This is a genomic window from Alkalibacterium sp., from assembly GCF_046484155.1.
GTDB lineage: Bacteria > Bacillota > Bacilli > Lactobacillales > Carnobacteriaceae_A > Alkalibacterium.
The window spans coordinates 1-11,417 of the sequence record NZ_JAWOBT010000078.1 but is presented as its reverse complement, the minus strand read 5'-3'; the positions used below and the strand labels follow the sequence as shown (position 1 = coordinate 11,417).

The following is an 11,417-nucleotide window of genomic DNA, read 5'->3' as shown; positions in this document are numbered from 1 at the left end:
AGTCAGAGAAAACATATTTTTCCTGGTCACGACCACGCAACATGATAAAAGCGCCAGACGTACGGCTGACACCAGGACGTGTTTTAATGATTTGAAGTGCTGGTCGAACGGTTTCGCCGGTAGAATGGATCGCACCACTGACTAAGCCGTCTGCTTTGTCCATATATACAAGCATCGTCCCGAAGTAGTTTACGTCTCTCAATTGTTTTCTTGCTTGTTCTTCAGTCGCTTTTCCTTTACGGCGTTCAACAAAGGCCTCAACCATTTCATCGTATTTGTCGTAAGTATTTGGATTGATGATATCAATGCCTGTCAAATCGAACCCATGTTCTTTGGCAACAGTTGATACCTCGTCCTTATCACCAATCAAAACAGGTGTAAGTAACTGATCGTGGTACAAACGAACAACAGCACCCAAGATGCGTTCGTCTGTTGCTTCAGGAAAAATAATTTTTAAATTTTTTCCTTTGATTTTACTTTTTAAACTGTCAAATAATTCCATAAATATTACCTCCATCGTTGTTTTTATACGCTCTTCATCTTACCACTTTCAGTTGAAGAATTACAGTAGACCCGGTTATTTCCCCTTTTGCTTACTGTGGTTTTTCGGGAAGCCGCCAATCGATAGGCGCTTGTCCCATTTTTTCCAATGCTTCATTTGTCCTGGAAAAGGGTTTTGAGCCGAAAAAGCCCCTGTACGCAGATAACGGACTCGGATGTACGGAAGTGATGACCACATGTTTTGATTCATCTATCATTTTCCGTTTCGATTTAGCTGCATTGCCCCATAAAAGAAAGACGACCGGTTTATCTCGTTCATTCAATGCACGAATGACGGCATCCGTCAGGTCCTCCCACCCTTTATTCTGATGAGAATGAGCCGTTCCTTTACGGACAGTTAATACCGTGTTAAGCAGCAGCACGCCTTCTTCTGCCCATTTCCTCAAGTAACCATGTGATACGGGAGAAATCCCTAGATCAGTTTCCAGTTCCTTATACATGTTGCGCAGCGAAGGGGGGATGGTGATGTCAGGATTGACAGAAAAGCTTAGTCCATGTGCCTGGTTGTCACCGTGATAGGGATCCTGACCTAAAATAACGACTTTCACTTTGTGATAAGGGGTCCATTCGAAAGCTTGCCAGATGTTTTCTGCTTTGGGATAAACGTACTCTGTCTGATATTCTTTTTTTAAAAATGTTTTCAGTTCGTTATATGATTCATTTGCCGTCGCTTTTTCCAGTATAGGCTTCCAGTCATTTTCTACAGGTATAGTCATTTAATCGGCCCTTTCAATTTACATTTCAGTCTTTAATATTAAATTATGTCTTTTCATCTGATTTTTGGTATGCTACTCATAGATGAGAATGAATGAGAAAAAAGGAGTAGACCCACATATGATAAAATTAATCGTTTCTGATATGGACGGCACATTGCTAAACCACGAAATGGACATCAGTCAAGCCAACATCGCTGCTATCAAGCGGGCGCAGCATCAAGGCATTCACTTTGCTATCGCAACAGGACGCGATTTCCCGCTTGCTTTTCCCTTGTTAGAGAAAAACGGCATCAAATGTCCACTGATCGCTCAAAATGGTGCGCAGTATTTCGATAAGAATGGGAAAAACATGTATAACCGCGGCTTGGAAAAAAGTACAGTCAGAAACATGTTATCTGTATTTCATAACTATACCGATATCCACGAAGAACTCATGACCAACAAAGGGATTTTCTCCGACAATAAAGAGAAACGGTTAGACATGGTGGCAGCCATGCTGTATGACATGAGCCCCGACACTTCTTACGAAGAAGCCATGGAGAATGCGGCTGAACATGTGGATAAAATGGATATCACATTCGTCGACGACTATCAGGAGATCGTTGACGACGAGAGTGCCATCATCCTCAAAGTATCCGTCCATTCAAAAAAAGGGCGTGAGGTGCTTGATCCGCTTAAAGACGAGCTGCATCGCACAGTTCCGCGTTTAGCGATCACCGCTTCCAGCCAACGTAATTTGGAAATCAACCATGAAAAAGCTCAAAAAGGTATTGCCGTCTCTCAATTAGCCAAAAAATTAGGTATCAAGGCTGATGAAGTCATGACTTTAGGCGATAACATCAATGATATATCCATGTTGAAATGGGCAAAATACTCTGTTGCGATGGCCAATGCAGAACCCGAAGTAAAAGAAATCGCCCGATACGAAACATCCAGCAACCGCCAGAACGGGGTGGCTGAGGCCATTTCGCGTGTGTTGAGCGGAAAATTTTACACAGATTAAATCAATCATGATGAGTTCAAACCACTAGCTTTTCTCTAGTGGTTTTTATTCATTTCAACATCTGAAAATCAATTCTCGTTGGTGATCCATGGAGGCAAAATGGAAATAGCTTCGACTAATTTTTCGTTGGCTGAGCGGTCAGCTAGACGTCTTTTTTTTCGGTCCTGGTATTCACCACAAATCATCTGTTCTTCATTCGATTCCGATCGAACATGTGGCAATGACTGATCTTTACTTAGTCCAACGATGACAAAGGTGATGAAACTGGTTGCTGCGATATATCTTTCACCCGTCATTAACTCTTCACCCAGAACTTTTGCGAAGACTTCAACCGACGTGCGGCCGACTCCGGTTACGTAGGTCTCCACACAAACGGAATGCCCTGGTCTGATAGGGTGGATAAAATGGAGTTCATCCATAGAAGCTGTCACGATATCATTCGTTCGAGCGAACCTGGACACGGATATTGAGGCTGTATCATCAATATAACTCATCAACTTCCCGCCGAACAGTGTCTGGTGATCGTTTAAATCGGGTGGGAGGATCCGATGAGTCTGTACGACTCTTGTTTCGTTACACGTAATCGTTTGTTTTGTTTCTTCCATCATTTTATTTATCCATCCTTCTTACCGTAGTTATTCTATTTCAAACGTTCCTTCTTTTATTAGTTCACTGAACCGATGAGTGAGGTGGGCCGTATATCCCCAGAGATAATGATCCGTTAAATCATAAAACGGGATGCACTGATTGATATTACGCCATTTGTACTGATTCCCACCAGAGATCAATTCGAAAGGAAAATCATCGTCTTGTTCCATTTTCAACCTGACTTCATAATACTTTGGATCATGGTTCAAGAAGTAATCGAGTGGGACAGTAAAAACACCCTCTACCTCTTCATTCGGTTTCAATCGGGCTACCTCACTATCGGGCAGCCAGCCCACAAAACACCTTATGATATGGGCCTGTGTGACAATATAATCCATTTCTCCTAATATCTGTATCGCTTTTTTATCGATCCTGAGTTCTTCTTCCGTTTCTCTCGTGGCTGCTTCAAGGAATGACTCGCCTGCTTCGACAGCACCACCCGGAAAAGACGTTTCTCCCGGCTGAGATACGCGGTGGCTCCGTACTTCATACAGCACATGAATGGCATCATCCACCTTGACCAAGGGAAGCAGAACCGCATATTTCTTTTGCTCCGTAATGGCATTTGCCTGGTGATCAGCCATTATTCTTTTTATTTTATCTATCATCCTATTTTTCACCTACCTAGTTAACCTTCGTTGTCGTTCATTATAACAAAGAACGGCTTATTCAAACAGATAAATCACATCATAACTATGCGTGTGTTTGAGTTAGTCGCTCATAAGAGCTGAAAGAGCGTCGACCCAGTCGCTGATCGTCTCGTCAAAAACAAAGTTGAAATGCGCATTCAAGGGCGTCGACCCTTTATTTATTAGAGCACTCTTGCTTCCAGTATAATCGTAGATCAAGCCGGCTGCCGGATAGACATTTAAACTTGTCCCCATAACGAACAGGATATCCGCTGTTTTGACAGCCTGAATACTTCTGTCAAGCATAGCTGTATCGAGTGCTTCGCCATACAGAGTGATCGCCGGACGCGCCCACTCTCCACCGATACTCAGTCCTTCTTCATTCATACTGGCTTCATCGAATCTCGCCAGTTTGCCTGATTTGGTAATCACATTGTTGGCATTGCCATGCAGTTCCAGCACGTTACTGCTCCCGGCTTTCTGATGCAGGCCATCGATATTTTGAGTGATGACCGTCACCTTGTATCCCATATCTTCCAGCTGTTTCAAAAAATGATGCCCTTTATTGGGCCGGGCCTTTGGGTACAGTAATTTTTCTTTGTAAATGCGGTAAAATTCCTTGGGATACTTATCAAAAAAAGACTGGCTCAACACTTCTTCCATGGGGATCCCCTCATTTGTCTGCTCGTTGTAAAGCCCTTTGGCCGATCTGAAATCTGCGATGCCACTTTCGGTCGACATCCCCGCTCCTGTAATGACAGCAATATTCTGACTCGTTTCTAACCACTCAGCAACCTCTTGTGCTCCGTCCATATCAACCACTCCTAAATGATCCGATTATAGTTATATTATTTTGCAGATTCTCTCTATAACCATTATACTTATGACGTAAAGAAATAATACTATTTCTTTTGTAATCACCCACTATAACATTAGTAATGAAACCATGGAGGTTAAATGATGAATCAACCGAAACTAACATTAACGATAGCCGGAAATGACGCAAGTGGCGGTGCAGGTATTGCCGCTGACTTAAAAACATTTGCCGAGTACGGTACGTATGGTATTGCCGCTTTAACAACCATTGCTACGATGGACCCAGCTAACAACTGGAGCCACGGTGTCACAGCCATGAGTGCCCAAGTGGTCACAGACCAACTCATCACGGCTTTCGCCGGACCAAATATCGGAGCCGCAAAAACAGGCATGTTGCCTAACGCAGAAGTCGTCGAAGCGATTGCTGATCAAGTCGAACAACATCCGGAAATGTTCCTAGTAGTCGATCCGGTGATGATATGCAAGGGTGAAGATGAAGTGCTGAACCCTGATAATGTGGAAGCGATCAAGAACCGCTTGATTCCGTTAGCTGCCGTCACCACACCTAACTTATTCGAAGCCGGTCAGCTTGCTGAACTGGGTCTTCTCTTCAACCTGGACGACATGAAAAAAGCTGCTAAAATCATCCATGAAAAAGGGGCTAAAATCGTTGTCGTCAAAGGCGGAAAAGCTCTCGCTGGTGACGAAGCCATCGATTTAATTTATGATGGCAATGAGTACATCATTTTGTCCTCTAAAAAAATAAAAAATGCCAACAACCATGGTGCCGGATGTACCTTTGCCGCAGCTATCACGGCTGGAATCGCTCAGGGACTGGAACCCATTGAGGCTATTAAGAAAGCTAAAATCTTTGTGACGGAAGCCATTGAAGCTGGATTCAAATACAATCAATTTGTCGGACCCGTTTTCCACAGTGCTTACCGTTTAAATAGACAAGACAGTATTTGATTTTTATAGGTAACAGTTAGTCTCCTTCGCTCGTTATTATAGATAGAGAGGAGGTAGACTATGGACACTCAATTGACCCTTTTCACTACGGCACTGGATATGATAGCGAACGTTGGTTTTCCCATCTTCATTTCATTATTCTTGCTGCACCGGATGGAAAACAAAATTGATGCGATCGTCGTTGCCTTGAAAGAATTGACAACAGTCATGTCTCACAGTGTCAAATAATAGCGATCAAAGAGTGCAGCCATTTTAGTCGCTGCACTCTTTTTGTGTTGGACTCTCTTCTTCTTTTTTAGAGAGACTAGTGTTATAATAAAAAAAACCAGACCCAAAGTTACGGACTAGAGGTGAAATGAAATGGTTCGTTTATTTATTAAACCAGAACATATGTCAAAACAAGATCGACTAATTGTAACAGATACTACCGGACAAGAGGTTTATTTGATCGTCGGTAAATGGGGACGCGTCGGCGACAAACTTTCTGTCTTCTCTTTGGATGGCGAGCGTCTGATAGATGTCAAACAGGTCATCCTCTCGCTATTTCCTAAATTCCGCTTATTTAAAGACGGCAACAAAATCGGCTCCTTGAAAAAAAGACCGGGACTCAGAGGGATCAAAAATCCATTTTTCACCATCACCCGCTTGAATTGGATAATCACCGGTAATTATGACAAACAGCAATTCACAGTGAGTCGTTTTGGAAAGAAAATTGGAACGATCGATAAAAGCGTTACCTACATGGGTGAATTTTATTGCGTCGATTTCATTAAGGAACAGGACATCCCCGTCGCTCTGGCGATAGCCGTGCTTCTCGATCATTATGCTGTTAGCAAATCGTCTGTCTTGAAGAAATACCAGCAGGAAAAATACAGTTTAAGCTTCATACATGCAATATGGATGAAAATAAAGCAAACGATCTGGAAAAAAGTAAAAATCAAATAATTAATAAAGCCTGATGACTGACTAGAAGATTTTCAAGATCTTCCAGCAAAGTCATCAGGCTTTTTATTTTAGATTTGTTTCTGCATGTGGTCGTAACGGTGACCGGCTAAAACGATTTCTCCCGTCTTTTTGAACCCTTGACGCTCGTAAAGCTGCTTGGCACGTGGATTGTCGTGGTCGACATTCAGACCGACAACTGTCATCCCGGCAGCACGTGCTTTATCGTAGCACCCTTCCATCAGCTCTTTCCCGATTCCTTGGCCTCTGTACTTGGGACTTGTTACGAGTGAATCCAGATACCATTCACCTTCGACTGTTTCGGAATCTGTGAAGGTCTCAAATAACGGAAGCTCAAACTCTTTTAAAATCGTTTCGATCGGCTCATAAACGTCATCGCTCAAACCACCTATATAGCCAAAACAAAAACCCGCTACGCTTCCATCCACTTCTTTTACGATAGCGTTTCTGAAGCTCTGTCGGTAATTGTCGCGTTTGACCGCTTCGACTAATGCAGGTTTCAACTCTTCCCAGGTCACTTTTTTCATAATGGGAAGTTCCATATCAGTCAATATTATCTTGAACAATTCAATGATTTCTTCCGCATCTTTTTTTTGTGCATCTCTGACCATGTTTATTCTCCTTGGAGAGACTGTTTACTTAACTGTCTCTTTGATCCGCTCAGCGACTTTAACCGGTATACCCAGATCTGTCAGTTCTTCTATTTCTGCTTCTTTAAGCCGCTTCATCGATTTAAAGTGACGCAAGACTTTTGTCCGGGTTTTCGGTCCGACGCCTTCAATATTATCCAGCTGACTCGTAATACTGTTTTTTCCACGCACATTCCGGTGAAAAGTGATGGCAAACCGGTGAACTTCCTCCTGGATACGCTGCACCAGGTTAAATGCCCGGCTCCTAGGATTCAAAACGACCGGTTCCAGATCATTCCCGAAAATCAACCCGGCGGTCCGGTGTTTTTTGTCTTTGACCATCCCGGCAACGGGAATATCCAGTCCGAATTCATTCTGCAACACATCGACCGCCGCATTGACCTGCACTTTCCCGCCATCCATAAGGATCAGATCAGGCAAAGGTTTTTTCTCTTTCAGCAGCCGTGAGTAGCGCCGTCTGATGACTTCCTGAGTCGTCGCATATTCATTGCTGCCCACCACGGTTCTTATCTTGTATTTACGGTAGTTGTTTTTATCTGCCACACCGTCTTTAAATGAAACCATCGCGGATACAGGATTTGTCCCCTGAATGTTCGAATGGTCAAAGGCTTCGATTCGCTCGATGTAAGGCAGCCCCAGCACTTGCGACAGTTCTTCTATCGCACCCGTCGTTTTTTCTTCTTTCATTTCCAACAACCGGAATTTTTGTTTCAAGGCAATTTCACTGTTTTTCCCTGTTAGGTCAAGCAGCTCTTTTTTACGCCCGCGTTGTGGAACGGACACTTTCGTTCCCAGCGTTTCTTCAAGAAGAGTTGTATCCACCGTTTCCGGAACATACACTTCTACTGGTTTCTGATTATTTATATCCGCATAATACTGAAGAATAAAACTCATCAATTCTTCTTCAGGGGTATCAAAGATCGGAAACATCGTGGCTTCGCGTTTGATCAGGGTCGCTTGACGAACAATGAAGACTTGAATCGAGATCCAGCCTTTATCCATATAATAGTTGAAGAAATCTCTGGGTGTGTAATTATTCGAAACGATCGATTGCTTCTCTACCGTCCGTTCAATATAAGACATCTGATCGCGGAATTCAGCTGCACGCTCATAATTCATTTCTTCCGCCGCTTCCTGCATTTTCTGTTTCAAGTCCCGTTTGATATCGGAAACATTTCCGTTTAAAAAGGATTTGATCCGCTTGATCTGGGCTTCGTACTCTTCTACCGGAACCTCATGGTCACACGGACCGATACACTGTCCGATATGATAATACAAGCAGGCGCGTTTTTGAAACCCATTGCACTTACGCAACGGGTATATTTTTTGAATGAGCTGTTTTGTCTCTGAAGCCGCCCATACATCAGGATAAGGGCCAAAATAATGTGCACCATCTCTTTCAACGTCTGACGTGATGACCAGCTGCGGATCACGTTCGTTCGTTATTTTCAGATACGGATAACTAGTCCCATGTTTCAACCGTATATTATATTTGGGTTGATGTTTTTGAATCAAGGTGACTTCTAAAAGGAGGGCTTCTTTGTCTGAACCCGTCACTATCGTTTCGAAATCAACGATATCTTCGACCAGACGCTTCGTTTTCCCTTCATGCTCGCTGCGAAAATATGAGCGTACCCGATTTTTCAAACTCTTTGCCTTGCCTATATAGATGATTTCAGCATCTTTATTTCTCATGATATAACAACCGGGCAGATCCGGAAGCAGCTTCAATTTGTTTTCAATCAGTTCATTCGACAAAAAAACACCTCCCTCTCGATCACTCTTTTGTCACCTCAAACTCAGTCTTTTATCGCTTCAAAAATATACAGGGAATAATAGGCGTTAAAATCAGATTTACCTATCAGTACATCTTTATACTCATATGGCTGACCTAATTCATGTTCACCCTTTTTTATCGCAGCGTCGATTGCATCCGCAATGTCAGCATAGAGTTCATCGATTTCATCATCAGTTAACTGGCCGTATTTTTCCTGCCAGACATCTAAAAATGCCTGTTCGTCTTTCTCTTTATAAAATTCTATCATTAACTCTTCCATGTTCGATTCCTCCATTCCCTTTATCCTTTTATTCTTAGCCATTTTACCAAAAATGGGAACATTTGTCAGCCTTTCATATATCCGGTTTCTCCATGACGTTTTGCTTCAATCAAAATTTCGACGAAAAAGTTAACCGCTTACTTTTTATATGGTATACTACAAACAGATCAACCAAAGGGAGTAGATTAGATGAAGTATAACAAGTTAGGCGATACAGGTCTTGAAATCAGTGAGCTCGGCTTCGGTACCTGGGCGATCGGTGGCAGCTGGGGTCAACATGATGATGCAGAGGCATTAAAAGGATTACATCATGCAATGGAAGCGGGCGTCAACTTTTTTGACACAGCTGACGTTTACGGTGGCGGTCACAGCGAAGAACTGCTGGCGAAAGCAACGAAAGGTAAAGAAGATTCCATTCATATCGCGACGAAATTCACGCGCATGGGCGATATCGACGATCCGAAAAATTACTCGGAAGAACAGATCCGCACATATCTGGAAAACAGTCTGCGCCGCTTGAACCGTGAAACGATCGACCTTTACCAGATTCACTGTGCCCCATTAAAAATGCTTAAAGAAACAGATGTTTTTCCTATCTTGGATAAACTTAAAAAAGAGGGTAAAATCAGAAGTTATGGCGTGAGTGTTGAGACGGACGAAGAAGGCTTATACGTCCTGGACAATACTGATGCAAGCGCCCTCCAAGTCATTTTCAATGTACTGAGACAGAAACCGCTGAAAGAACTGTTTCCAAAAGCCCTGGAAAAAAATGTAGGCATCATAGCTCGTGTCCCTCTGGCCAGTGGCTTACTTACGGGTAAATTCTCCAAGGATCACAAATTCGAGGAAGACGATCATCGCAACTTCAACAAAGACGGTCAGGCGTTCAATGTTGGGGAAACATTCGGCGGTCTGCCTTTTGAAAAAGGTGTCGAATTAAGTGAACAAGTGGCCTGGATGGCAGCGGATCGTGACAGTCTCGTGCGCGCCGCCCTTAAATGGGTCATGCAACAGGAAGCAGTCACAAGTGTCATTCCCGGATTCAAGAATGAAAAACAAGTCATCGACAACTTGAAATCGCTCGATGTCAAAGAATTCAGTCAGGAAGAACTAAAACGCATCAATGACTTTTATTGGGAAAATGTCCACGATCATATTCGCGGTCCTTATTAAAATTTACTAATTATTGAAGAAAGTTCTTGTTCTATTTTTTTAGAATAAGGGCTTTTTTTGTTGCCGTTGAGCCATGTCAATAGAGAACATCAATTGTTACATAAATTTAATAAATACATATATATTGTGTACGACACCATATTTTGATACCATATATAGTGTAAAAAGAATAATTGAGAGGAAGTTACACACATGGAATTTTTACCTACTTCCTACGTAGAAGATTACGTAGCACAGCGTCCCAATCCGCTTAATGAACTGGGAGAATTTGTTTATAGCCGCACCTATTCCCGTTGGCTCGAAGACAAAAGCCGCAGAGAATATTGGCATGAAACAGTTAAGCGTGCCATTGAATACAATATGGCCTTGGAATACAAACATTTGAAAAAAATCGGTTATTCGATTCACTTGAAAGAGATGCGCGAAGAAGCGAAAGAACTGTTTGAATCTATTTATAATACAAAACAGTTTCCTTCAGGAAGAACCCTCTGGTTGGGTAATGCCAACGAAAAAGTGAACAAGAACTTTGCTTTAGGTAATTTCAACTGTTCTTTCCTATCTATTGAAACATGGGAAGATTTAGGTGAACTCTTCTATCTCCTGCTTGTCGGAACAGGTGTCGGCTTCAAGTCACGCAAGAAAATGGCTGAAAAGATGGACCCTATCCGTACGAACACGACCCTCTTGCACTCTCAGTACCGCCCAGTAATGATGGAGCAGCGCTTAGAACATACGCAAACGGTCAAAATGGAAAATGGTTTTGCTAAAATTTACGTCGGTGACTCAAAAGAAGGCTGGGTCGAATCCCTCACTCAATACCTGGATTTACTTACGAAAAAAGAAAACGAAGATATCCATACCATTAAAATCAGTTACAACAGTGTCCGTCCTGAAGGCGAACGCTTGAAGACCTTTGGCGGTACGGCCTCCGGACCTGCCCCACTGCAGGAAATGTTCGAAGGCATCAATAAAGTGCTCAAAAATGATATCGATCCGCATCTGGATCCAATCGAGATTGACGACAAAGGCTACGGTAAAGTCCGTCCGGTACACATTTTAGATATCGGAAACTTGATCGGCGCAAACGTTGTCGTTGGTGGTTAACAATCGGCGAATGCCTCCAACGTAAAAAAACACTCCTTTTTATCGGTGGATCTCTTCTTATGGAAGACAATACCGAGGGAAGCCCTATAATGTAGGGAACCTGTAACGACTATCGAAAGCATAACTCC

14 protein-coding genes are annotated in these 11,417 nt (G+C 42.8%); 6 read left to right on the top strand and 8 right to left on the bottom strand.

Features of this window, described 5'->3' with window-relative positions; translation table 11 throughout:
* Positions 1-502, bottom strand: a 502-nt coding sequence (locus R6U02_RS05945) for a phosphate acyltransferase (RefSeq protein WP_410262702.1), incomplete at its 3' end; no start/stop codon positions are given.
* Positions 503-593: 91 nt separating this feature from the next.
* Positions 594-1,277: a uracil-DNA glycosylase gene (locus R6U02_RS05940; protein WP_410262701.1), complete on the bottom strand. Its 684-nt coding sequence runs from the start codon at positions 1,275-1,277 to the stop codon at positions 594-596.
* 118 nt (positions 1,278-1,395) lie between these two features.
* Here R6U02_RS05940 and R6U02_RS05935 point away from each other — a divergent pair, with 118 nt between their 5' ends.
* The gene (locus R6U02_RS05935) at positions 1,396-2,280 is read left to right on the top strand and encodes a Cof-type HAD-IIB family hydrolase (protein WP_410262700.1); all 885 of its coding nucleotides are present in this window, start codon (positions 1,396-1,398) and stop codon (positions 2,278-2,280) included.
* A gap of 68 nt (positions 2,281-2,348) precedes the next feature.
* Here the strand turns inward: R6U02_RS05935 and R6U02_RS05930 are convergent, their stop codons facing one another.
* From R6U02_RS05930 to R6U02_RS05920, 3 genes are all read right to left on the bottom strand, one after another.
* On the bottom strand, positions 2,349-2,888 hold the full coding sequence (locus R6U02_RS05930) for an acyl-CoA thioesterase (protein ID WP_410262699.1): 540 nt from the start codon (positions 2,886-2,888) through the stop codon (positions 2,349-2,351).
* 27 nt (positions 2,889-2,915) lie between these two features.
* On the bottom strand, positions 2,916-3,536 hold the full coding sequence (locus R6U02_RS05925; protein WP_410262698.1) for an NUDIX hydrolase: 621 nt from the start codon (positions 3,534-3,536) through the stop codon (positions 2,916-2,918).
* Between the two features lie 102 nt (positions 3,537-3,638).
* The gene (locus R6U02_RS05920; protein ID WP_410262697.1) at positions 3,639-4,370 is read right to left on the bottom strand and encodes an NAD-dependent protein deacylase; all 732 of its coding nucleotides are present in this window, start codon (positions 4,368-4,370) and stop codon (positions 3,639-3,641) included.
* A gap of 147 nt (positions 4,371-4,517) precedes the next feature.
* Here R6U02_RS05920 and thiD point away from each other — a divergent pair, with 147 nt between their 5' ends.
* The 3 genes from thiD (at position 4,518) to R6U02_RS05905 (ending at position 6,287) form a co-directional block, all read left to right on the top strand.
* A complete protein-coding gene (gene thiD, locus R6U02_RS05915) occupies positions 4,518-5,342 on the top strand; it encodes a bifunctional hydroxymethylpyrimidine kinase/phosphomethylpyrimidine kinase (protein WP_410262703.1) in 825 nt (274 codons plus the stop codon).
* 60 nt (positions 5,343-5,402) lie between these two features.
* A complete protein-coding gene (locus R6U02_RS05910) occupies positions 5,403-5,570 on the top strand; it encodes a YvrJ family protein (RefSeq protein ID WP_410262696.1) in 168 nt (55 codons plus the stop codon).
* 162 nt (positions 5,571-5,732) lie between these two features.
* On the top strand, positions 5,733-6,287 hold the full coding sequence (locus R6U02_RS05905; RefSeq protein ID WP_410262695.1) for an LURP-one-related/scramblase family protein: 555 nt from the start codon (positions 5,733-5,735) through the stop codon (positions 6,285-6,287).
* Between the two features lie 68 nt (positions 6,288-6,355).
* On the opposite strand, the gene R6U02_RS05900 is transcribed toward R6U02_RS05905, so the two are convergent.
* From R6U02_RS05900 to R6U02_RS05890, 3 genes are read right to left on the bottom strand one after another with little or no spacing between them, the layout of a single operon-like run.
* A complete protein-coding gene (locus R6U02_RS05900; protein WP_410262694.1) occupies positions 6,356-6,916 on the bottom strand; it encodes a GNAT family N-acetyltransferase in 561 nt (186 codons plus the stop codon).
* A 24-nt stretch (positions 6,917-6,940) separates the two neighbouring features.
* Positions 6,941-8,713 (bottom strand): excinuclease ABC subunit UvrC, encoded by a 1,773-nt coding sequence (gene uvrC / locus R6U02_RS05895; protein ID WP_410262693.1) that lies wholly within the window; start codon positions 8,711-8,713, stop codon positions 6,941-6,943.
* 41 nt (positions 8,714-8,754) lie between these two features.
* Positions 8,755-9,012, bottom strand: a complete 258-nt coding sequence (locus R6U02_RS05890; protein WP_410262692.1) for a hypothetical protein — start codon at positions 9,010-9,012, stop codon at positions 8,755-8,757.
* Positions 9,013-9,201: 189 nt separating this feature from the next.
* On the opposite strand from R6U02_RS05890, the gene R6U02_RS05885 reads away from it, so the two are divergent.
* Both R6U02_RS05885 and R6U02_RS05880 read left to right on the top strand, forming a co-directional pair.
* On the top strand, positions 9,202-10,185 hold the full coding sequence (locus R6U02_RS05885; protein WP_410262691.1) for an aldo/keto reductase: 984 nt from the start codon (positions 9,202-9,204) through the stop codon (positions 10,183-10,185).
* A gap of 192 nt (positions 10,186-10,377) precedes the next feature.
* Positions 10,378-11,289 carry a hypothetical protein gene (locus R6U02_RS05880; RefSeq protein WP_410262690.1) on the top strand — a complete coding sequence of 304 codons (912 nt, stop codon included), beginning with the start codon at positions 10,378-10,380 and terminating at the stop codon, positions 11,287-11,289.
* Positions 11,290-11,417 lie beyond the last annotated feature (128 nt).

What these genes read in the sequence shown, in the direction of transcription:
- R6U02_RS05935 (WP_410262700.1), top strand. Translation starts at nt 1,396, where the DNA reads ATGATAAAATTAATCGTTTCTGATATGGACGGCACATTGCTAAACCAC.
- R6U02_RS05920 (WP_410262697.1), bottom strand. Translation starts at nt 4,370, where the DNA reads ATGGACGGAGCACAAGAGGTTGCTGAGTGGTTAGAAACGAGTCAGAAT.
- R6U02_RS05880 (WP_410262690.1), top strand. Translation starts at nt 10,378, where the DNA reads ATGGAATTTTTACCTACTTCCTACGTAGAAGATTACGTAGCACAGCGT.
- R6U02_RS05925 (WP_410262698.1), bottom strand. Translation starts at nt 3,536, where the DNA reads ATGATAGATAAAATAAAAAGAATAATGGCTGATCACCAGGCAAATGCC.
- thiD (WP_410262703.1), top strand. Translation starts at nt 4,518, where the DNA reads ATGAATCAACCGAAACTAACATTAACGATAGCCGGAAATGACGCAAGT.
- R6U02_RS05885 (WP_410262691.1), top strand. Translation starts at nt 9,202, where the DNA reads ATGAAGTATAACAAGTTAGGCGATACAGGTCTTGAAATCAGTGAGCTC.
- R6U02_RS05890 (WP_410262692.1), bottom strand. Translation starts at nt 9,012, where the DNA reads ATGGAAGAGTTAATGATAGAATTTTATAAAGAGAAAGACGAACAGGCA.
- R6U02_RS05905 (WP_410262695.1), top strand. Translation starts at nt 5,733, where the DNA reads ATGTCAAAACAAGATCGACTAATTGTAACAGATACTACCGGACAAGAG.
- R6U02_RS05900 (WP_410262694.1), bottom strand. Translation starts at nt 6,916, where the DNA reads ATGGTCAGAGATGCACAAAAAAAAGATGCGGAAGAAATCATTGAATTG.
- R6U02_RS05910 (WP_410262696.1), top strand. Translation starts at nt 5,403, where the DNA reads ATGGACACTCAATTGACCCTTTTCACTACGGCACTGGATATGATAGCG.
- R6U02_RS05930 (WP_410262699.1), bottom strand. Translation starts at nt 2,888, where the DNA reads ATGATGGAAGAAACAAAACAAACGATTACGTGTAACGAAACAAGAGTC.
- R6U02_RS05940 (WP_410262701.1), bottom strand. Translation starts at nt 1,277, where the DNA reads ATGACTATACCTGTAGAAAATGACTGGAAGCCTATACTGGAAAAAGCG.